The sequence below is a fragment of the Arthrobacter sp. 10N44_2 genome, from assembly GCF_056394385.1.
The window spans coordinates 19,201-38,961 of sequence record NZ_JBFTHT010000027.1; the positions used below are offsets into that span (position 1 = coordinate 19,201).

The window sequence follows — 19,761 nt, forward strand, 5'->3', positions numbered from 1 at the left end:
CCACCCCAAACCATCCCCTGGCAGCCGAAGGAGAGCGCGTGTCCCGTTCCGCCGTGTCATCAGCCGACGCCATCAGCACCCGGCTCCGGGACCTTGAGCTCCTTACCAAGGGACCTGCCTGGGCGCTGACGCGTTCGGCGCCTTGGGTGATCGCCGTGCTCCAGGCCTCCTTCACCCGCACGCGCGCCCAGCTGCCGCTGGAACAGTTCCACGCCGACGTCGACGCCTTCCTCGAGCAGCTCCGCCGGCAGGCCCCCGGCACGGGAGAGCAGCACAGCGGCTCGGCCAACGGCACACTTTCCGGAAAGAAATACGCGGACGAATGGACCCGCAAGAACTTCCTGACCCGCCGGAACCAGTCGGGCCAGATCGTTTACGAAGTCACGGAGCCTGCTGCCCGCGTCCTGGCTTTCCTGGACAGCCTCTCCAGTGAGCGGTCCACGCTGAACGGCTCCCGGCTCGGCACACTGCTGGGCGACGTCGAGAAGCTCGCCAACGAGACCAACCCGGACCAGAGCGCACGCATTGAATCCCTCGAAGAGGAGATCGACGAGCGCCGCCAGCTGATGGAAGACATCAGCTCCGGGGATTTCGACGGGCTGCTCGACGACGACGAGGCCGTGGAGGCGGCAGGCAACATCCTCGATCTCGCGGCCAGCCTGCCCGCGGACTACAAGAAGATGCGTGACCGGATCGAAGAGCTCGTGGGGGAGCTGCGCAACCAGATCATCGAGGAATCGCTCAGCAAGGGCGCCACCATGGCCCAGGTGCTCGAGGCCGACAAGCGGCTGCGGCAGAGCCCCGAAGGCCGGACGTTCCGCTCCTTCACCGCGTTCCTGGAGGACCCGCAACAACAGCTGAGGTTCCGGTCGGCGATCGGCGAAGTCCTGAGCCGGCAGTTCGCGGACGAGCTCAGCCACGATGAACGCGAGACGCTCAAGAACCTTGTGGCCGAACTCCGCACCCAGCACAGCCAGATCCAGCGGATCTACGGCAAGCTCAGCGAGAGCCTCAACACCTACGTCCAAAGTGACGACTTCCGGCAGTCGGTCCGGCTCCGGAAGGTCCTGCGCGAGGCTGAGCAGGCGATCCGCACCCTGCCGTACGAGCGCGAACGGCCCGGCCTGGTCCGCGGCCCGGTGCTGTTCAGCGCCGGTTTCGAGTCCCTGGCCATGGTCAAGCTCTTCGACCCTGACGAATTCGCGGCTCCACCCAAGCTGGCCGACCCCATCGCGTTCTCCGACTCGGACCGGGCGCGCTCGCCCCGGACCGCCAAGGCCAGGCCGGAGGCCATCCGCGCCGCGCTCGCGGGGGCCTCAACCCTTACCGAGGCCTGGGCGCAGCTGCCGGCAGAGGAACGCCACATCAACTCCATCCGGGCCCTGTTGTCGCAGACCCTCCACGAAGGCGCCGGCTTCGACCGGGGGACCTGGGGCCCCATCGAATTCGAACAAATCGACGGCACCACCCGCACCGCCTACCTGCCCGTCGTCACGCTCGCGAAGGATTGACCATGACTGAAGAGACTGTGACCGAGACCCTGACCGAGACCACGGCAGAGACCCAGGCAGAGACCACGACCGAGACCAAGGCAGTGACCGCGGCGGCGGACCCGCAGTCCGCGCCCGAGTCTGCGCCTGCGGACAGCGATGGCGCCCACGTCCGGAGCGACCCCTTCATCGTCACCCCCCGGGACACGTTCGTCGACGGCGCCGCGCTCTTCCCCGGCGACACCGGCGTGCTGCCCATGAAGGTGCGGCAGGCGCTCGTGAAGCTGCTCAAGGGCCCCTACATCGACGGCGGCCGCGACGAGAAGCTGTGGACCACGCTCCTGGACAACCAGCTGATCCTGCGCAGCCGCCTCTCCGAACTCTTCCTCACGCTGCAACTGGACCACGAGCGTAAGGTCGCCGTCCTGCGCCCGGTTGACCCCGAGGCGATCGGCGGCAGTACGCGTTCCAGTATCCTGCGCCAGCAGCGTGCCCTGAGCCGGGTCGAGACCATCGTCCTGCTCCGCCTGCGCCTGCTCCTGGACCGGCACGTCACCGCCCAGACGGACCCGACGATCACGCGCGAGGAAATCGCCGAACTCGTCGCCCACTACCAGCCCACCGGCCAGCAGGACGCCCTGCGCGATGCCGACGTCGTTAATCGCGCCATCACCAAGCTCCTGGCCCGCCAGCTCCTGCTCGCCACGGGCCTGGACGAGGTCTACACCATCTCCAACGCCCTCCCGCTGGCCCTGCCGTTCGAAAACATCGGCGACATCCCGGCCCAAATCGAAGCCCTGGTGGCAGCCAGCACAGACCAGTCGGGAACGGAGCCGCTCCTGGAGCTCGACACAGACACCTCGGCAAACGCGGAGGAAGACCCGGACGACGACGGCGATGCCGTCGCCGAACGTGACGTGAACAGCGGCACCGCAGTCGCTGCGGACGCCCACGGTGACCCGTACAACGACGACGGCGATGCCGCCCCGGGAGTGGCATCGGGCCTGTCGGAGCCGCGCGCTGAGCTGATCGAAGATCAGCTGCGCGTCGCAGGGGCGGGGGCGGCATCGCCGTCGTCGTCACCCAGCCACACTGAAGAAGCCGAGGAGACCAAGTGAGCATCGCAACCATGCTGCCCATGGGTGAGCTCACGAACCCCGGCCAGATGCGCCTGGCCCTGGTCCAGGTGGTCAACTGGGGCACATTCCATGGCGCCCACACGATGCACGTGGACCGCAACGGCACACTGCTGACCGGCAATTCGGGCGTCGGAAAGTCCACGCTGTTCGATGCCATGCTTCGGGTCTTCGACGCCCGTCCCCGCTCCAACGAAGCGGCTGCACAGCGGGCAGGCGGCGCTGTCGAGGACAAGCGCACCACGTTCACGTACATGCGCGGCAAGGTAGGCGACAAGGCCGTGGGAGAGGGCTCGGCGAGTGCGTTCCAGCGCCCCGGCGCGACCTGGTCCGCCGTCGCGCTGACGTTCGACAACGCCGCCGGCACGCGGGTGACGGTTTCGGCGCTTTTCGACCTGCCCAAGAACGGCACGGAATCCAGCGTCGGCCGGTACTACGTGATCGATAACAAGCCGCTGGACCTCGCGGCGATCGAGGGCATCGCGGAGAAGCGGTTCACCAAGTCTGCGCTGGACGCGATCTTCCCGGACGCCCAGATCTTCGACGTCCACAAGGCCTTCGCCGAACGATTCCGCCGGCTTCTCGGCATCAATTCGGATCAGGCCCTTCCGCTGCTGCGCGTTATCCAGGCCGGCAAGGGTCTCGGGGGCAGCGTCAACACCTTCTTCCGCGACCAGGTCCTCGATGCCCCTGCCACGCTGGCCGCGGCGGATGACGTCGTCGAGGAATTCAGCAACCTCATGTCCATCCGGCAGCGCCTCGAGGACGTCCGGCAGCAGCGCGACCAGCTGGCCCCCGTCCCCGGGCTGAATAAGGAATACGCGCAGGCGCTCCTGGACGCGAACCGGCTGCGGGACCTAACAGGTGAGGAATTCGAGGCTTACAGGCAGCAGCTCGCGGTCACAGTCCACGAGAAGACCCTGGCGCGGCTGAAGGAGCTGGCCCAGGCGAAGGCCACGGACCTGGCCGCCGAACGCGCTGTCCGTGACGGCTTCGCCAAGGAACTGCGCCAGCTGGAGGGCGAGTACAACAACCAGGGCGGCAACGCGATTTCCGCGATCGAGCAGTCCCTGGAGAACGCCCGGGTGGGGCTCAAGCTCCGGCAGGAAGTCGAGGCATCGACCCGCAAGGCGCTGACCGACGCCGGGCTGGAACTGCAGTGGTCGGCCGCCGGCTGGGATCAGGCCCACGAGCACGCCGCGGCACGCTCGGCTGAGCTCCAGGACGATTCCGAGGCGCTCAAGGAACTGCGCTTCGAAGCCTTTGATGGCCACGCCACCCGGAAGCGCGAACTCGCCGCGGCCCAGCAGGAGCTCGTCTCGCTGAAGACGCGCAAATCGTTGCTGCCGCCGTCGAGCATTGAAAACCGGAGCGCCATTGCCGCTGCCACGGGCGTGCCCGAGGAGCAGATGCCTTTCGGCGGCGAGCTGATCGACCTTGCCGAGGGCCAGGAACAGTGGCGCCCGGCTGCCGAGCGCGCGCTGCGGAGCCTGGCCACCACGCTGCTGGTCCCGGGCGAGCACTTCGCGGCAGTCACCCGTTACCTCAACGACCATTCCGTGCGCGGGGCGCTGCGTGCCGTGGACGTCTCCCGGCCCCTGGCCGGCGGCGCGCTGGCCGTCGAGGACGTGGCCGATCGCGACCTGCTGACCAAGCTCAGTTTCCTCACCGATGCCGGGCTGCCGGCCGGGCCACACGCCCAGGCGCTTGCGCAGTCCAGCGCCTGGCTCCGCGAACGGATTGCCCTCGACTTCGCCTACCCGTGTGTGGAAAACCCGGACGAGCTCGCCGGCCTGGACAAGGGCCTGAGCCTGGGCGGTGTGGTCAAGCGCAACCGCCACACAGTGGAAAAGGATGACCGCTTCACATCCCGCCAGGACTACGTCCTCGGGTTCGACAATGCCGCCAAGCTCGAACTGGTGGCGGCCCAGGTTGAGGACCTGCAGCAGGAGCTGGCCAAGGCCGCCGAGCTGGCGCAAAGCCGGGAAGAGTCGCACCAAGGCATGACCCGGCAGCTTGAAGCCTTGCGCCGGGTGGCCGAGGACCACCGGCCCTGGGAACAGGTGTCGGCCGCCGTGGCCGGCGAGGAGCTCGCCCGGATCGAGAAGCGCCTCAAGGACGCCCTCGCCGCACAGGCCGACCTCGAACCGCTCCGCGCCAGCATCGAAGCCGCGCGGCACAAGCACCAGTCCAGCACCGAATCCGCGGCCGTGCTGCAAAGCGAGTACAAGGCCCTCGATGCGCGCATCACCGCCGCTGGTGCGCTGCTCGATGCCGCACGCACCCGGCTGGCGCAGGCACCGCCGTCGGACGCCGGCGTCGCCGCGCTGGAACCGTACTTCACCGGCTTCGGTGACGTCCTGGAGATGCACGAACTCGACAACCTCGCCAACCAGGTCCGCACCAGGCTCCTGGCCGAACTGCACGTCGCCGAGTCCCGCGGGCAGGCCACCTCGGAGCGCCTCACCCGCATTTTCGAGGGTTTCGTCCGGGAGTGGGGCACGGCGATATCCGCGGACCACGGCACCTCGATCGGCGCCGCGGGGGAGTTCGAATCCCGCTACCACGCGATTGTCAGCGACGGGCTGCCCGCCCAGGAGGCCGAGTTCCGGCAGTTCTTCAACCAGCGGACGCACGAATCCTTTTCCACCCTGCTGCACCTGCTCGACGAGGAGCGGCGCGCCATCACGAGCCGCATCCTGCCGCTGAACGGGATCCTGTCCGAGGTCAACTTCCACGAGGGCAGCTTCCTGGAACTCGACATCAAGCAGACACTGCCGGCGACGGCGAAGCAGTTCAAGGACGCCATCCAGAACGCGCTCAAGGTCCGGCACACCCGGCCCGGCAAGGCGGTTACTGCAGCGTCCGCTGCTGCGTCCGCCGCTACGTCCGCCGCGGAGGGGGGCGACGACGCCGAGCTCACCACCCGCTACAAGTCGCTCGAAACGCTCGTGAAGCGGCTCGGCTCGCAGACCCCGGAGGACCGCCGCTGGCGGGCCGAAGTGCTGGACGTCCGCGGCCACCTGTTCATCCAGTGCAAGGAACACCGCGAAGTCCAGGTTGCCGGCGCCAAGGGGGCAGCGAAGGGCGCGAAGAAGACCGAGGTCTACATGCACGCGGACACCGGCTCCATGTCCGGTGGCGAGCGGCAGCGCTTCACCGCATTCATCATGGCGGCGGCGCTGAGCTACCAGCTGGGCATCGCCGAGCAGGGCTTCACCACGTACGGCACGGTCATGATGGACGAGGCGTTCGTGCTCGCCTCGGAGGAATTCGCCGGCGCGGGCATCAAGGCGCTGCATGAGTTCGGCTTCCAGCTCCTGCTGGCCGCGCCGGAGAACGTCATCGACCTTTCCCGGCACCTTGGCTCGGTGACGGAGATCCTCCGGGACAAGCGCACCAACCGTTCCGGTGTCCTGACGGCTCCGGTGATCGCCGCACGTCCGGGCACGGAGGGCACCTGGCGCTCCGAGGCGAACCCCGTGGACATCGTCCTGCGCTGACCGCACCCCTCTCCCTTGAAGCAACGCGGGGTCATTTACGGCCCATAAACGCCACCGTAATGGGCCGTAAGTGACCCCGCGTTGCTTGGGCCGGGGCTAATTGCCTTGGACGCGCTCCACGAACTGGGCCGTGCGGGCCACCAGCCCTTCGATCTGCCGCAGCACGACCGCGGCCGGGTCCGGGTTGATCTCGTTGGCCGCAGGCTCCACCCTGACATTGCGGCAGCACAGGAAATCGGCGCAGATCAGGGTGCCCAGCGTGTTGCCGTTGCGGCCGGACTGCCCGGCGCGCTTGGCCACCCACAGCAGGACGTCGTCCTTGGAGAACACGTCCCGGCACAGCTCGCAGAGCACGGAACGGTTCTTCTTGGCCCCGCCTTCAGGGGCCCGGAGCATGATGCCGGCGGGACCCTTCGGCCCCTGCACCACGAGATAGCCGCGGAGGGGCATCTTCGCGTCCCGCCAGGCCAGGAAGTCCAATGCTTCCCAATCCAGGGTGTCGAAGCTCTTGGGCAGATTGAGTTTGGCGGCTTCTGAGCGGCTCGCGTTGATGAAGGACGAGCGGATCTGCTGCGCCGTGAATTTTTGCATGACGGACACTTTCGAAAATCGGATGGCTCCGGCCAGACGGGCGCGCGGCGCGCCAGGCGGATTGTGGGCAGAAGACTGCCAGCCTGCAACTCCGGTGTGGGGCAAGGCGTCTCGCGGGACTAGTCCGTGCTGGTCCGGGACTTCGCGGGAAGGGCCTGCGCGGGCGGGGCTGGCAGGAGCGCGGGCGCGTAGCAGGCCACAGCGGCCACCCCGCTAACCGTGGCAACAGTCATCGTCGCGATGTCCATGCTCACTTCCCCCGTCCCAACACATCACCGGTTCCGATTATCCGGCGAGCCCATCCTCGCAAAGCCCGGGATTCGTGTCCAGTTCGCATTCCGCACCCGGCGGCTGGGCCTTGAGTAGTGCAACGAGGGGCGCATCGATGCTCCGGTGCACTTCAAAGGGCAATTGAGACAATTACGTTACTCAAACCTTTCTTAATTATACAAAGGATAGGCTAGCCTTACTTAGGTTTGCATCACTTACCTAAGGAGTTCCGTGGCTTCCGCCCTTTTCACCCGTTCAGGCGGCCGCCCCGCCGGCCGCCGCCTCCGCAAGAGCGCAGGGCGGGCCGCAGCCCTCCTGGCCGCCGTCGCGCTGACCCTGACCGCCTGCTCTACCGGACCTGCCGGCTCGACGGCGGCGGACGCTCCCTCCCAGCCGGCCAGCACCGTCTTCCCGGTGACCATCAAGCACGTCTTCGGCGAGACCACCATCAAGGAACAGCCCAAGCGCGTAGTCACCGTTTCCTGGGTCAACGACGACGTCGCGATCGCCCTCGGCGTGGTTCCCGTGGGCGTGCCCAAGAACGAATGGGGTGGTAATGACAAGGGCTCCACACCGTGGAAGGACGCCGCACTGGAAGAGCTTGGCGCCGGGTTCGGTTCCGCGAAGGCCCCCGTCCGGTTCTCCGAGGCTGACGGCATCAACTTCATCGAGATCGCCAAGCTGAACCCGGACGTCATCCTCGGCGCCTACTCCGGCCTGACGGAGGAGGACTACAAGAAGCTCGGCGAGATCGCCCCCGTCGTGGCGCACCCGGAGCTGGCCTACGGCACGCCGTGGCAGGACTCCACCACCATCATCGGCAAGGCCCTTGGCAAGGAAGCCGAAGCCGCCAAGCTGGTCTCCGACACCGAGGCCACGATCAAGGACAAGGTCTCCAAGTACCCCCAGATCGCCGGAAAGTCTTTCATCTACGGCAACCTGGAACCGGACAAGAGCGACGGCGTCAACGTCTACACGGCCAACGACAACCGTCCCCGCTTCCTCAACGAAATCGGCATGAAGCTCGCATCCGTTGTCGAGGACAACTCCAAGGGCTCCAAGGAATTCTTCATCCCGTGGTCCGCCGAAAAGGCCAACGAGCTGACCTCGGACATCTTCGTGACCTGGGTGCCGGATGCGGCCACCACCGACTCCATCAAGGCTGACCCGCTGCTGGGCCAGATCCCGGCCGTCAAGGCCGGCGCGCTGGTTGCCGACTCGAACAACACGCTGACGCTGTCCATCTCCGCTTCCTCGCCGCTGAGCCTGCCGTGGTCCCTGGACACGTTCCTGCCGCAGCTGGCCGGCGCCGCGGACAAAGTCGCCGCCGCGGCGAAGTAACACGCTTCCATGGCAATCAGTACGGCGACGGCGCCCGCCGGCAGTGTGCCCGGCGCACCTGTCGCCCCCGCCGGGAGGAAAGCCCCCGCAAGGCAGGCCGCCTGGCTGCTGGCCGCCGTCGTGGTCCTTGTCCTGGTCTGCGCGGCGTCCCTGGCTGTGGGCGCCCGCGGAGTGCCGCTCGGCACCGTCTGGCAGGCCCTGACGCAGTACGATCCCGCTGACGGCGACCACGCCGTCATCCACGCCCGCGTCCCCCGCACCGTACTGGGTCTGTTGGCCGGCGGCGCCCTCGGACTGGCTGGCGCGGCCATGCAGGGGGTGGCCCGCAACCCGCTCGCGGACCCGGGGATCATCGGTGTCAACGCCGGCGCGGCCCTCGCCGTCGTCACCGGGATCTACGTCTTCGGCGTCTCGTCCCTGACCGGCTACATCTGGTTCGCGTTCATCGGCTCCGCGGCAGCCGCCGTCATCGTCTACCTGATCGCGTCACTTGGCAGGGAAGGCGCGACGCCGGTCAAACTGGCACTGGCCGGCGCGGCCCTGAGCGCGGGGCTGTATTCGCTGATGAACGTCGTCCTGGTCTCCAGCCAGGACACCCTGGACCGGTTTCGCTTCTGGCAGGTGGGCGGGATCGCCGGCCGGGACTGGTCTGTGGTGCTGCCCGGGCTGCCGTTCCTGGCCGCCGGGGCGCTGATTGTGCTGTTCACCGGACGGATCCTTAACAGCCTGGCCCTCGGGGATGACATCGCCCGCGGCCTGGGCCAGCGCGTCGGACTGGTCCGCGCCGTCACCGCGTTGGGCATTGTGCTGCTCTGCGGCTCGGCCACGGCGCTGGCCGGGCCGATCGGATTCGTCGGCCTGGTGGTTCCGCACGCCGTCCGCTTCCTGACCGGCCCGGACTACCGCTGGATCCTGCCGTTCTCGCTGGTCCTGGCACCGGTGCTGCTCCTGCTGTCGGACGTGGTGGGCCGTGTCATCCTGTTGCCCGGCGAAGTCCCGGCGGGCATCATGACAGCGCTGGTGGGTGCGCCTGTCTTTGTGTGGCTGGTCCGCCGCGGGAAGGGGGCAGGGCTGTGAGCAAGGCAGACCTCGCCAACGTCAGGCGCGAGCTGGGGGAGAACGCACCCGCCGAGCGCGAACTGGCCGAACCGGCCGGCCCGGTCCGCGCCAATGGGGGGCCGCTCCGCCGTGTGCTGATGGGCCGTGTGTTGATGAGCCGGACGGCCCTGCTGGCCTTCGCCGTCGTTGTGCTCTTCGCCGTCAGCATCCTGCTGGGCAGCTACACCGTCACCGTCCCGGACTTCGTCAGGATCCTCACGGCCCACCTCACCGGTGGCGAGAGGATCCCCGGCGCCAGCTTCATCGTGATGGAAACCAAGCTGCCGCGGGCAGTCATCGGCACCATGATCGGCATTGCCTTCGGGCTCTCGGGCACCCTGTTCCAGACGATGCTGCGCAATCCACTGGCCAGTCCCGACGTGATCGGCATCAGCTACGGGGCCAGCGCGGCCGCCGTCACCGCCATCGTCGTTTTCGGCGCCTCCGGAGCGGCGGTGTCCGGCGCGGCACTGTGCGGGGCCGTGGCGGTAGCCGTCCTGATCTACACAATCTCGCGCAGCGGTTCCCTCGGATCTGGCGGCGGCAATCACGCCAACAAAGCCGGAAGCCGGCTCATCCTGGCCGGCATCGGCATCGCCGGGGCATTGAACGCCGTGGTCAACTTCCTCATGACGCGGGCCGATATCCGCACCGCGGCCGAGGCCCTGATCTGGCTGAACGGATCCCTGAATTCCGCCAGCTGGGACCGTGCCGGAGTGCTGGCCCTGGCGCTGCTGGTCCTGGTGCCCGCCGCCGCCGTCCTCGCCGGCCCTCTGCGCATCCTGGAACTCGGAGACGACGCCGCCGCCGGGCTCGGCATCCGGGTGGGCATCACCCGGCTGGGCGTGGTGGCCGTTGCCGTCGCCCTTGCCGCCGTCGCCACTGCAGCTGCCGGGCCCGTGGCCTTCGTCGCCTTCCTGGCCGGCCCCATCGCGCGCCGCTTCACGGGCAAGGCCAGTCTTCCGGCCGGCGCGTTCGTCGGCGCCCTGATTGTCCTCGCCGCCGACTACTTCGCCGCCAACATCGCACCCCTGCTGCTGGACGGCACCGTCCTTCCCGTCGGTGTGGTCACCGGTGCGCTGGGAGCACCGTTCCTGCTGTGGCTCCTGGTCACGGCCAACCGAAAGGACGCCTGACATGGCAGTTCTCAACGCCAAGGACCTGACGCTGCAGTACGACCAGCGCCGGGTGGTGGAAGGCCTCACGGCGGAGATTCCCGAGGGGAAGGTGACAATGATCGTGGGCGCCAACGCCTGCGGCAAATCCACGCTCCTCCGCGGCCTGTCCAGGCTGCTGAAGCCGGCCGGCGGCACCGTGACCCTGGACGGCAAGGACATCCATTCCCGCCCGGCCAAAGAACTCGCCCGCATCCTCGGCCTGCTCCCGCAGCACCCCACCGCCCCCGACGGCATTCTGGTCCGGGACCTCGTGGGCCGCGGACGCTACCCGCACCAGGGGTTCTTCCGCAGCTGGAGCGCGGGTGACGATCTCGCTGTGCACCGTGCGCTGGAAGCCACCGAAACGCTGGAGCTCGCCGAACGCAACGTCGACGAACTCTCGGGTGGGCAGCGCCAGCGCGTCTGGATCGCGATGGCGCTGGCCCAGGAATCCGACGTTCTGCTGCTCGACGAGCCAACCACCTACCTGGATCTGGCACACCAGGTGGAGGTCCTGGACCTGATCACGGACCTGAACCGGCGCCGCGGCACCACCGTGGCAATCGTCCTGCACGACCTGAACCTGGCGGCCCGGTATGCGGACCACGTCATCGCCATGAAAGGCGGCCGGATCGTCGCCGAGGGCACCTCTACCGACGTCGTCACCGAGGACCTGGTCCGTGACGTCTTCGGCCTGGACTCGCGGGTGCTGCCCGACCCCATTTCCGGCACGCCGTTGATCATCCCGCTCGGCCGGCACCACGCCGAGTTCCCAAAATCAGAAACAGCAACCCTGGAGTTGGTCCCATGAGGGCAGTTAACAGCAGCGCAACAGCCGGCAGTGCAACGGGCGGCACTGCAGCAGACAGCAGCCAGTCGCGGGTACGCCGTACGCCCTCTGGCGTAAGCAACGCGCCGCCCACCCAACCAATGACCCTGGCGTTCGACGTGACGGTCGCCGCGGTGCAGGAGCTCAGCCCCAACTTCCGCCGGATCACCTTCGGCGGATACTCCCTGCGTGGCTTCGGCGTCCACGGCGAAACCCTGGACCTGCGCGTGAAGCTGATGATCCCGTCCCTTGCCGGGGACAGCACCCAGCTGCCGCTGCCGGTGTTCCACATGGAGCAGGCCGGCTGGTACCAGGAATGGCTGGCCATGGATCCCGCGATCCGTGGCTCCATGCGCACCTACACAGTGCGGCAGGAACGCCTCGACTCCGTGTATCCGGAGATCGACGTCGACTTTGTCATGCACTTCGACGCCGCCGGAAACGGCGGACCCGCCGCGAACTGGGCGCTGAACGCCAGGCCCGGCGACGCCCTCACCCTCATTGGACCCAACAACCGGGCCGCGCACTGTGTCACGGCGGAGACCTACTCCGGCATCGAATGGCGGCCGGGCCTGGCCCAGCGCGTACTGCTTGCCGGTGACGAGACCGCTGTCCCGGCCATCAGCGCCATCCTGGAAAGCCTCCCGTCGTACATCAGCGGACATGCGTTTCTTGAGGTCCCCGAGCCCGGCGACTTCCTGGATCTGAGGTCCGACGCCGACGTCGAAATCACCTGGCTGGCACGCGGCGCCTCGATCGGCCGCTCACGTCCGCACGGCGAACTCCTGCAGGAAGCCGTCCGCGCCGCTGTTCCCGAACCCGGCTGGGTCGGCCTCCGGCCGCCCTCTGATTCTGCGGCCGGCGGCGGGGCAGGGCCCGAACCCGATGACGTGAACGTGGACCAGGACATCCTCTGGGAGACCCCCGCCCGGATGGACGCCGCGATGATCGGAGCCGGCAAGAACCCGGACAAGCCCGCCGGGGCACTGCCGTTCTACGCCTGGATCGCCGGCGAAGCGGGCACCGTCAAGGAGTTGCGGCGGTACTTGGTGCGGGACGTGGGGATTGACCGGAAACAGGTCGCGTTCATGGGGTACTGGCGGCAGGGGAAAGCTGAGCTGTAACCGACGCTCCCGCAGGTCCTGCGGTTCTTGCCCTGACGCTCCCGCAGGTCCTTCCGGGCTTACGCCCGCCACCGGTGCTTTGCCGTCGCTCGCGGTGTGCAGGTTGCTGTGCGGCTTCGCCCGCAATCGCTGCTTTGCCGTCGCTTAGACACCTCCTGCGGCCGCGGGCGGCCTTAGTCGGCGATGCGCTCCTTTGCAAAGCGGCGATTGCGGTCTTGGGGGTGGGTTACCTTCAGTGCGGCCCGGGTGACATTAAGGACACTCGCCGGTTGCGGTTGCGGTTGCGGTTGCGGTTGCGGTTGCGGCTCGCTCGGCCGGTCATCTTGGGTTAACTCTCCCTTTCCCTGGCCGCTTTTTGCGGGGGTTAGTTTGGACGGATGGGTTCAGTTCCTTTGCTTCCGGATCGAGGCGGGCGGCGGGTCTTTGTTGCCTTGGGGGATTCCTTCACCGAGGGCGTGGGGGACTACGATCCCCGCCTCCCCAACGGCGTGCGGGGCTGGGCAGACCGGGTTGCGGAGGGGCTGGCCAAGGAGCAGCCGGGGTGGGAGTACGCCAATCTGGCCATCCGCAGCAAACGGCTGCGCCACATCGCCGGCGAACAGCTTGGTCCCGCCGTGGCCATGGAGCCGACCCTCGTCACGCTCTACGCGGGCGGCAACGACATCCTGGATTTCGGCACGGACATCGGGGCCCTCATGCGGGACTACGAGTCCCTGGTGGCTGCGCTCGCCGGCACGGGGGCAACGCTGGTGCTCTTCACCGGCTTCGACGTCAAGGTCTCGGCGCTGCTGGAGCCGCTGAAGAAACGCAACGCCTTCTATAACCGGCGCGTCCGCGAGATCGCCGGCCGCTACGGCGCGGTGCTGGTGGACTACTGGTGCTTCGACGCCTTCCATGACCCGCGGATGTGGGATTCGGACCGGCTGCATATGTCCAAGGCAGGCCACAAATACCTCGCCTCACAGGTCCTGGACCACCTCGGCGTGCCGCACAAGATCAAACCCAGGGAATGGGAGCCGCCCGTGAAACCGGGCCTGCGGGAGTGGGAACGCCGGCAGCGCCGCTGGGTCCGCGACTGGGTATTGCCGTTGTTCGGGCGGAAGCTCCGCGGCGTAACCCTCGGCGATCAGCTCCGGCCGCGCTGGCCCGAACCCGTGCGGGTCCCGCGCAAGGGCGGCCTGAAGAAACTGCTGCCCGACCAGCGCGCCAGCGGCCAGCCCGGCGCCGGGTAGCCGCCGGGACTTAGCTGTCCAGCAGGTTTTCGTAGCCCGGAGCCACCCTGTTGGCGTGGAACTCCATGACCTCGAATTCAGCCACACCGTTGACGTAGAACGGGTCCTTGGCCAGGGCGGCGTCGAGGCTGGCCCGGTCCGCGTTCGAGAGCAACAGACCGCCGGTGCGGGGGATTTTGCGCCCCGCGACCATGAAGACGCCGTCGTCGAAGGCTGCCTGCAGCCACGTCACGTGCGCCGGAAGATGGAACTCCACAATGTCCTCGGGGACTTTGTATGTCAGGGAGACTACGTACATGCGGCCAGCCTACCGGTAGCTGGCCACGGACAGGCGGGAAGTTTTCCGGAATTGCCCGGCTGAAGTTGAATCGTCAAGCTTCCAGTCTCCTAGAATGTAGCCATGACAGAACCCCGCTGGCTCAACGCCGACGAACGCCGGGCCTGGCTGGCCCAGCTCAGCATCAACACCATGCTGCCGGCCGCCCTGGACACCCAGCTCCACGCCGCGGGCAAGCTTTCCCTGTTCGACTACAACGTGCTGGCGATGCTTTCCGAGGCCGAAGGGCGCTTCCTGCCCATGAGTGAGCTCGCCGCGCGCACCAGCGCCTCCCTGTCCCGGCTCTCGCATGTGGTCACCAAGCTGCAGAACCGCGGCTGGCTGGAGCGCAGGCCGCACCCGGGCGACGCCCGCGTGACCACGGCCCACCTGACCGATGCCGGAATGCAGACGATTGTGAAACTCGCCCCGGGGCATGTCGAGGCGGTCCGCTCACTGTTCCTCGACGCCCTGAGCCCCGAGGACGTCGCGGACCTGGCCCGGATCGGCGAAAAGATCGTGGCCCGACTCGACGACGACCACTGGATCCTGCGCGACATCTAAGCGCGACAGCCGAAGGCGCCGCAGTCCGACGTCGGGCATCACCGTCTTTGTTGCTCACGGCAACTGCTGGCAGACTGGATCCATGGATTTCACGTCCCGCTACGTTGCCCTTGGAGACTCCTTTACGGAAGGCGTCGGCGACGACGACCCTACCCGGCCCAACGGTGTCCGGGGCTGGGCGGACCGGGTGGCAGAGGGGCTTGGCGCCGCCGATCCCGGCTTCGGGTACGCGAATCTTGCCATCCGCGGACGGAAACTCCGCCAGATCCTGGCCGAACAGGTCGATGCCGCCGTCGCCCTCAATCCCACCCTGGTCAGCATCTACGCTGGCGCCAACGACATCCTCCGGCCCAAGGTCGACATCGATGACCTGCTGGCCGAATACGATGCCGGAATCCGCAAGCTCACGGCCACCGGCGCCACCGTGGTGATGTTCACCGGCTTCGATGCGCGGGGCTCCAAGATTTTCGGCACCATGCGCGGCCGTACGGCCATCTACAACGAACTGGTTCGCGGCATCGCCGGGGACCACGGGGCCCTGCTGGTCGACTATTGGCGTTTCAGCGAGTACTACGACTGGGGCATGTGGGCCACGGACCGGATGCACATGTCTGCCGCCGGCCACGCGAACATGGCCAAGCACGTCCTCACGGTGCTGGCACACGAGCACTCGATTGACGTCCCGCCCATGACGCCGGTTCCCGAGCTGAGCCGGGTGGACGCCCTCCGCGCGAATGCCCGGTGGGTCCGCGAATTCGCCGGCCCGTGGGTTGTCCGGCGCGTCACCGGCAAGTCGTCCGGCGACGGCCTGGAGCCGAAGTACGGCCAGCTGACCCACCTCTAGAACGGCACCCTAGGCGCGGAACCCCGGCGTCGCGAGCAGTTCCCCGTCGCGGCGGACGGCGAGGACATCGATCTCCCAACCGTCCGTGGCCCGGTGCAGCATCGCGGTCCCGCCGGCCACGATCGCCGTCGCGAGCACATCGGCGGTGACAATGTCTGCCGCGGCCACGGAGACCTGGGCGAACCCGGCGCCGGAGGAGCCCGCGGTCCGACTTCCGGCTCCTGCTGCCCAGATATGGTCACCCCGCTCCGCTGAGCCCGACGTCGCAAGGGCGCACCGGGGGCCAGATCCGCCCAGCTCGTACGCGGCAAGCAGCGCCGAGCGGTCCAGCGGGTCAACGACGCCGGCCGCCCACGCGGTTCCGCTGCCCGGCACGGGCGAGCCCATCACTAACACGTCGCCGCCGGCATTCAAGCACCAGTCGGTGATCCCGCGGCTCCGCAACGCCTCACCGGCCTGCCCGACCGCGTAGCCCTTGATAAGCCCCGAAAGGTCCAGCACACCGTCGGGCCGCTCCGGGGAGAACGCGCCCTCCGTCCTGAGCCGCCAGCCGAGCGCCTCCGCGCAGCGGTCCCGCATCGCGGCGGATGAGTCCCGCAGGGAAAGCTCGCCCCGCGCCAGCCGGCTGGCCTCCGAATCGGGGCGGTACAGGCTGAAGGTTTCGTCCAACCCGGCAAAGACGCGCTCGACGGCGGCGCTTGCGGCGTCGAGCCCGCCCTCCCCGCCCACAGTTTCCGGGACGGCCCCCACTGGAACGGTCAGGCTGATGACTGTGCCCATCGAGCCAAACGTCCTGGCCCGCAGGGCAGAGCCGCCCAGCTCAGAGGTTGGCTGCATCGAGGGCCGCCTGCAGGGAGTTCAAGTACGCCTCGGAAGTCACCGTGGCGCCACTGATGGTCTGCACATCCGCGGATTGGGATTGGAGCACTTCGGCGCGCAGGAGCGGGGCGGCCCGGTTGCTGATCTGCACGGACTTTCGTTCAGCATCGGTCAGCTGCAGCGCCGTGACGTCGGTGATCTTTCCGGCTTGAACCGTGATTTGCACCTGCACGGAGCCGAACCGGGTCTGGACGACCGAGCCAGGGTACGTCCCTACGGCCTTGGCCGAGGCCCCTGTGGTGCCCGCACCCGACGCGCCGGACGAACCCGACGCGCCGGACGAACCCGTGGACCCGGTGGTCCCGGCGGCCGCGCTTGCGACGGAGCTGCCGGTATCGGCTACATGGACGCCGGACTGCCAGCCGGCGATGAGGATGCCGGCGGAGGCCAGGGCGGCTGAAACTGCTGCGCGGGTTCTCACCAGTCGAACCTTTCGTAGTGGATTTGGTCTTCCCGGACGCCGGCTGCGCGGGCGTCTTCAAGCACTTTGTCTGCCCAGGCGGAGGGGCCGCAGACGTACACGTCGGCGTCGGCGATCTTCGGGTCATAACTGGCAAGCCGGTGGCCGGCACGGGCGGCGTGCTCCGGAAGCCAGGTCTGGATGCCGGCCGGGCGGGAGCCGGTCAAGTGGAAGAGCGTGGCGCCGCGGCGCCGGCAGAGATCGAGGATCTCCTCGCCCAGGTAGAGCTCGGATTCACTGTGGCCGCGGAGGATGACAGTGGCGTTGCCGGGCTGGAATGGCGTGCTCTCCAGCAGGGCACGAACCGGCGTGATGCCAATTCCGGCTCCCACCATGACCACATGGGTGCGGCTCCGCGCGGACGTGCTGAACAGCCCGTATGGTCCCTCCACTGCCACCTTGGTGCCGGGCTTCAGCGACGCCAGCTGGGATGACCCCTTGCCCAGGTTGCGGACAGTGATCCTCAGCGTGCCCTGGCCGGCGGCGTCGAAGTGGACGGGTTCGGCGGACAGGCTGAACGGGTGCGGATGCCACCACAGGCCCGGAGCCAGGAACCGCCAGATAAAGAACCGGCCGCCACTGCCTGTCAGCTCGTCCAGTCGAAGACCGGACATTTCAATGCTGACCACCCCGGGGGCCACCCGCACCACGCGCTTGACGGTCAACTGGTGCCTGAATGTTGCCACCACAGGCTGGACCACCCGGTAGTAGAGGAGCGCGGCGCCGGTCGCGATGCAGAGGGCCAGCCAGTACCAGCGCTGCCAGGTTCCCTCGGCAAAGAGAGCGCCCACGCTGAACTGGTGGGGGAGCGAGGTCAGGACGGCCGCGTATGTCAGGAGGTGTACGGCGTACCAGAATTCGTAAGGGAACCGACGTCGGACGGCTACCAGGGAGGTGACGACGACGGCGATGAACAGGAGCATGGAAATGTAGGCCAGCCACATGTCAGGCACAAGGAACCAGAGGGCAACCGACTCGCTGACGGGGTCCAGCCCTTCCGCCATGCCGTAGCCGATCGCAATGAGGACTCCGTGCGCCAGCAGCAGGTACAGGGCCGGTTTGCCCAGCTTGCGGTGAAACTCAAGGGCGCGGTCGTGGCCGACTGTCTGGTCGATGAGTGGGATTCGGGCCGCCAGCAGCAGCATGAGAAGCACCAGGTCCATGCCGGCGAGGCCGGCTACAATCCCCAGCGCGGTGAAGGAACCGGCTGGAGTCGAGAAGCCAGCCATTCCGCCGTCGGCCAGCCACAAGGCGACCGCGCCGGCCAGCGACGTCCAGAAAAGGACCGTCAACAGATCCGCTCTTAGCAACCGCCGGCGGTACTGCGCCCTGAAGGGGTTCACAGCGCCGCCGGAGCTGCGGCGAATCCCGGGACGGTTCGTCAGAAGTTGTGTGTTCATGGATCCAGAATTGCCCCCCTGCCTATCATTTCGCTGTGAAAAGCCTTCGTCGGGCATATGACTCGGGAGGGCACCGGCCCGACGCCTGCACTGGCTGTGGGGCGCTACCCTATACACCATTCAGCGCCGGATTGGTCTTTAAATCGCCGAACTCGTAGACTTGGTAGGCGCTAGGTGGCGCGGAGCGTGCGCAATTGCTCCGGTTGGCAGGACCCGTCTGAAAAATCGACGGTCCTGGAGGCCGGTAGTTAGGGGCTCAAGTTGCGCGCATTCCTGTATTCGCCCAGCATCCCGGCACTTCGCAATGACGGTCCAACAGATCGCCGGCGCCAGGTGCCCGTGGCCCACAATCTTCGCCGCAGTGAGGAAGCAGACGGTTTGTGCCGTCTGCCTGAATCCCGCGGACAACGACGGTTGGGGGAGGGAGCCGGATGCGGACGCCGCCCAACGCACGGTCAACGGGAACTCCGTTAGCCGTTTCATTTATTTTTTGAGGAGAGTCGTCATGGCAGCACACTGCCAGGTGACCGGAGCCGAGCCGGGCTTTGGACACAGCATTTCGCACTCGCACCGTCGCAACAAGCGCCGGTTCGACCCGAACATCCAGAAGAAGCGCTACTGGGTTCCGTCCCTGCGCCGTAATGTCACGCTGCAGGTTTCTGCTCGTGGCATCAAGACCATCGACGTACGCGGCATTGACGTAGTCGTCGCCGCCATCCTGGCACGAGGAGTGAAGCTCTAATGGCAAAGGATAAGGACGTACGTCCGATCATCAAGCTGAAGTCGACCGCGGGCACGGGCTACACCTACGTGACGCGCAAGAACCGTCGTAACGACCCGGACCGTCTGGTCCTGAAGAAGTACGACCCCAAAATCCGCCAGCACGTCGAATTCCGAGAGGAGCGCTAAACACATGGCTAAGAAGTCAATGATCGCTAAGAACGAACAGCGTAAAGTCATCGTCGAGCGTTACGCTGCAAAGCGCCTCGAACTGAAGAAGGCTCTGGTTGATCCCAACTCAACCGACGAAGTACGCGAAGCTGCTCGCCTCGGCCTGCAGAAGCTGCCCCGCAACGCCTCGCCGGTACGTCTGCGTAACCGCGACATCATCGATGGCCGTCCGCGCGGTACCTTCCAGAAGTTCGGCATCTCCCGTGTTCGCTTCCGCGACATGGCTCACCGCGGTGAGCTCCCGGGCATCACGAAGTCTTCCTGGTAATTCAGGACTCCTGAAGCCAGTGGCTTGAAGAAGGGCCGGCAACCATTTGGTTGCCGGCCCTTCTCGCGTTTAAGGACTTGGCGGCTTCACGGCCCCCACTGTTCCCTTCGGCCGTGACGCACCACACACTGCTGGCTTACGACGCCGGCGGGCCTGGTTGGGTGGTTTTGGGTTGTGGTGGCGGGGTTTTTGGGTGGTGGGGTGGGTGTGGGGGGTGGAGTTGCGGTGGGGGCGTGGTGGGTGTATTGTTTTCTAAGTCGCCGCGAGGGAGACCAGCGGAAATGCTGGGAACCGGAGGCGGCCAATCC

At 67.3% G+C, this 19,761-nt stretch carries 19 protein-coding genes and 1 pseudogene; 14 read left to right on the plus strand and 6 right to left on the minus strand.

Going from position 1 to position 19,761, the window contains the following annotated elements; all coding sequences use genetic code 11:
- Positions 1–38 precede the first annotated feature (38 nt).
- The 3 genes and pseudogenes from AC1DBX_RS19880 to AC1DBX_RS19890 all read left to right on the plus strand — a co-directional run bounded on the left by AC1DBX_RS19880 (position 39) and on the right by AC1DBX_RS19890 (position 6,129).
- Positions 39–1,511 (plus strand): DUF3375 family protein, encoded by a 1,473-nt coding sequence (locus AC1DBX_RS19880; RefSeq protein ID WP_476932575.1) that lies wholly within the window; start codon positions 39–41, stop codon positions 1,509–1,511.
- 2 nt (positions 1,512–1,513) lie between these two features.
- Positions 1,514–2,392: pseudogene (locus tag AC1DBX_RS19885) on the plus strand (DUF4194 domain-containing protein); the annotation flags it as partial.
- A 212-nt stretch (positions 2,393–2,604) separates the two neighbouring features.
- The gene (locus AC1DBX_RS19890; RefSeq protein ID WP_476932576.1) at positions 2,605–6,129 is read left to right on the plus strand and encodes an ATP-binding protein; all 3,525 of its coding nucleotides are present in this window, start codon (positions 2,605–2,607) and stop codon (positions 6,127–6,129) included.
- A 96-nt stretch (positions 6,130–6,225) separates the two neighbouring features.
- On the opposite strand, the gene AC1DBX_RS19895 is transcribed toward AC1DBX_RS19890, so the two are convergent.
- Both AC1DBX_RS19895 and AC1DBX_RS19900 read right to left on the minus strand, forming a co-directional pair.
- The gene (locus AC1DBX_RS19895) at positions 6,226–6,720 is read right to left on the minus strand and encodes an FBP domain-containing protein (protein WP_476932577.1); all 495 of its coding nucleotides are present in this window, start codon (positions 6,718–6,720) and stop codon (positions 6,226–6,228) included.
- Positions 6,721–6,839: 119 nt separating this feature from the next.
- Positions 6,840–6,968 carry a hypothetical protein gene (locus AC1DBX_RS19900; RefSeq protein ID WP_476851701.1) on the minus strand — a complete coding sequence of 43 codons (129 nt, stop codon included), beginning with the start codon at positions 6,966–6,968 and terminating at the stop codon, positions 6,840–6,842.
- Positions 6,969–7,221: 253 nt separating this feature from the next.
- Between AC1DBX_RS19900 and AC1DBX_RS19905 the strand changes: the two genes are divergently transcribed.
- From AC1DBX_RS19905 to AC1DBX_RS19930, 6 genes are all read left to right on the plus strand, one after another.
- On the plus strand, positions 7,222–8,331 hold the full coding sequence (locus tag AC1DBX_RS19905) for an iron-siderophore ABC transporter substrate-binding protein (RefSeq protein WP_476932578.1): 1,110 nt from the start codon (positions 7,222–7,224) through the stop codon (positions 8,329–8,331).
- Positions 8,332–8,340: 9 nt separating this feature from the next.
- Positions 8,341–9,408, plus strand: coding sequence for a FecCD family ABC transporter permease (locus AC1DBX_RS19910; RefSeq protein WP_476932579.1), 1,068 nt, complete (start codon positions 8,341–8,343; stop codon positions 9,406–9,408).
- Positions 9,409–9,527: 119 nt separating this feature from the next.
- On the plus strand, positions 9,528–10,565 hold the full coding sequence (locus tag AC1DBX_RS19915) for a FecCD family ABC transporter permease (protein ID WP_476932585.1): 1,038 nt from the start codon (positions 9,528–9,530) through the stop codon (positions 10,563–10,565).
- Position 10,566: 1 nt separating this feature from the next.
- The gene (locus AC1DBX_RS19920) at positions 10,567–11,397 is read left to right on the plus strand and encodes an ABC transporter ATP-binding protein (RefSeq protein ID WP_476932580.1); all 831 of its coding nucleotides are present in this window, start codon (positions 10,567–10,569) and stop codon (positions 11,395–11,397) included.
- 119 nt (positions 11,398–11,516) lie between these two features.
- A complete protein-coding gene (locus AC1DBX_RS19925; protein ID WP_476932581.1) occupies positions 11,517–12,539 on the plus strand; it encodes a siderophore-interacting protein in 1,023 nt (340 codons plus the stop codon).
- A gap of 377 nt (positions 12,540–12,916) precedes the next feature.
- Entirely contained in the window at positions 12,917–13,771 is an 855-nt protein-coding gene (locus AC1DBX_RS19930; RefSeq protein WP_476858072.1) for an SGNH/GDSL hydrolase family protein, read from the plus strand.
- A 10-nt stretch (positions 13,772–13,781) separates the two neighbouring features.
- Here the strand turns inward: AC1DBX_RS19930 and AC1DBX_RS19935 are convergent, their stop codons facing one another.
- The gene (locus AC1DBX_RS19935; RefSeq protein ID WP_018776102.1) at positions 13,782–14,069 is read right to left on the minus strand and encodes a YciI family protein; all 288 of its coding nucleotides are present in this window, start codon (positions 14,067–14,069) and stop codon (positions 13,782–13,784) included.
- 102 nt (positions 14,070–14,171) lie between these two features.
- Between AC1DBX_RS19935 and AC1DBX_RS19940 the strand changes: the two genes are divergently transcribed.
- Together AC1DBX_RS19940 and AC1DBX_RS19945 are read left to right on the plus strand one after the other, a co-directional pair.
- On the plus strand, positions 14,172–14,651 hold the full coding sequence (locus AC1DBX_RS19940) for a MarR family winged helix-turn-helix transcriptional regulator (protein ID WP_223915074.1): 480 nt from the start codon (positions 14,172–14,174) through the stop codon (positions 14,649–14,651).
- Positions 14,652–14,733: 82 nt separating this feature from the next.
- Positions 14,734–15,495, plus strand: a complete 762-nt coding sequence (locus AC1DBX_RS19945) for an SGNH/GDSL hydrolase family protein (protein ID WP_476932582.1) — start codon at positions 14,734–14,736, stop codon at positions 15,493–15,495.
- Between the two features lie 9 nt (positions 15,496–15,504).
- Here the strand turns inward: AC1DBX_RS19945 and AC1DBX_RS19950 are convergent, their stop codons facing one another.
- Genes AC1DBX_RS19950 through AC1DBX_RS19960 form a run of 3 tightly spaced genes read right to left on the minus strand, consistent with a single transcriptional unit; the run spans position 15,505 to position 18,234 of the window.
- The gene (locus tag AC1DBX_RS19950) at positions 15,505–16,275 is read right to left on the minus strand and encodes an FAD:protein FMN transferase (protein ID WP_476932586.1); all 771 of its coding nucleotides are present in this window, start codon (positions 16,273–16,275) and stop codon (positions 15,505–15,507) included.
- A gap of 40 nt (positions 16,276–16,315) precedes the next feature.
- A complete protein-coding gene (locus AC1DBX_RS19955) occupies positions 16,316–16,795 on the minus strand; it encodes an FMN-binding protein (RefSeq protein WP_476932583.1) in 480 nt (159 codons plus the stop codon).
- Complete coding sequence (locus AC1DBX_RS19960) at positions 16,792–18,234, minus strand: ferredoxin reductase family protein (protein ID WP_476932584.1); 1,443 nt, start codon at positions 18,232–18,234, stop codon at positions 16,792–16,794. The genes AC1DBX_RS19955 and AC1DBX_RS19960 overlap by 4 nt, the downstream gene beginning before the upstream one ends.
- Before the next feature lie 505 nt (positions 18,235–18,739).
- On the opposite strand from AC1DBX_RS19960, the gene rpmB reads away from it, so the two are divergent.
- From rpmB to rpsN, 3 genes are read left to right on the plus strand one after another with little or no spacing between them, the layout of a single operon-like run.
- Positions 18,740–18,976 (plus strand): 50S ribosomal protein L28, encoded by a 237-nt coding sequence (gene rpmB, locus AC1DBX_RS19965; protein WP_011693744.1) that lies wholly within the window; start codon positions 18,740–18,742, stop codon positions 18,974–18,976.
- Complete coding sequence (gene rpmG, locus AC1DBX_RS19970) at positions 18,976–19,143, plus strand: 50S ribosomal protein L33 (RefSeq protein WP_003798558.1); 168 nt, start codon at positions 18,976–18,978, stop codon at positions 19,141–19,143. Before rpmB ends, rpmG begins: the two co-directional genes overlap by 1 nt.
- A 4-nt stretch (positions 19,144–19,147) precedes the next feature.
- On the plus strand, positions 19,148–19,453 hold the full coding sequence (rpsN, locus tag AC1DBX_RS19975; protein ID WP_026266887.1) for a 30S ribosomal protein S14: 306 nt from the start codon (positions 19,148–19,150) through the stop codon (positions 19,451–19,453).
- Positions 19,454–19,761 lie beyond the last annotated feature (308 nt).

Excerpts from the sequence above, each read along its gene's own strand:
- AC1DBX_RS19895 (WP_476932577.1), bottom strand. The coding sequence starts at position 6,720 with ATGCAAAAATTCACGGCGCAGCAGATCCGCTCGTCCTTCATCAACGCG.
- AC1DBX_RS19900 (WP_476851701.1), bottom strand. The coding sequence starts at position 6,968 with ATGGACATCGCGACGATGACTGTTGCCACGGTTAGCGGGGTGGCCGCT.
- AC1DBX_RS19910 (WP_476932579.1), top strand. The coding sequence starts at position 8,341 with ATGGCAATCAGTACGGCGACGGCGCCCGCCGGCAGTGTGCCCGGCGCA.
- AC1DBX_RS19915 (WP_476932585.1), top strand. The coding sequence starts at position 9,528 with ATGGGCCGTGTGTTGATGAGCCGGACGGCCCTGCTGGCCTTCGCCGTC.
- AC1DBX_RS19920 (WP_476932580.1), top strand. The coding sequence starts at position 10,567 with ATGGCAGTTCTCAACGCCAAGGACCTGACGCTGCAGTACGACCAGCGC.
- AC1DBX_RS19925 (WP_476932581.1), top strand. The coding sequence starts at position 11,517 with ATGACCCTGGCGTTCGACGTGACGGTCGCCGCGGTGCAGGAGCTCAGC.
- AC1DBX_RS19930 (WP_476858072.1), top strand. The coding sequence starts at position 12,917 with ATGGGTTCAGTTCCTTTGCTTCCGGATCGAGGCGGGCGGCGGGTCTTT.
- AC1DBX_RS19935 (WP_018776102.1), bottom strand. The coding sequence starts at position 14,069 with ATGTACGTAGTCTCCCTGACATACAAAGTCCCCGAGGACATTGTGGAG.
- AC1DBX_RS19940 (WP_223915074.1), top strand. The coding sequence starts at position 14,172 with ATGACAGAACCCCGCTGGCTCAACGCCGACGAACGCCGGGCCTGGCTG.
- AC1DBX_RS19945 (WP_476932582.1), top strand. The coding sequence starts at position 14,734 with ATGGATTTCACGTCCCGCTACGTTGCCCTTGGAGACTCCTTTACGGAA.
- AC1DBX_RS19950 (WP_476932586.1), bottom strand. The coding sequence starts at position 16,275 with ATGGGCACAGTCATCAGCCTGACCGTTCCAGTGGGGGCCGTCCCGGAA.
- AC1DBX_RS19960 (WP_476932584.1), bottom strand. The coding sequence starts at position 18,234 with ATGAACACACAACTTCTGACGAACCGTCCCGGGATTCGCCGCAGCTCC.
- rpmB (WP_011693744.1), top strand. The coding sequence starts at position 18,740 with ATGGCAGCACACTGCCAGGTGACCGGAGCCGAGCCGGGCTTTGGACAC.
- rpmG (WP_003798558.1), top strand. The coding sequence starts at position 18,976 with ATGGCAAAGGATAAGGACGTACGTCCGATCATCAAGCTGAAGTCGACC.
- rpsN (WP_026266887.1), top strand. The coding sequence starts at position 19,148 with ATGGCTAAGAAGTCAATGATCGCTAAGAACGAACAGCGTAAAGTCATC.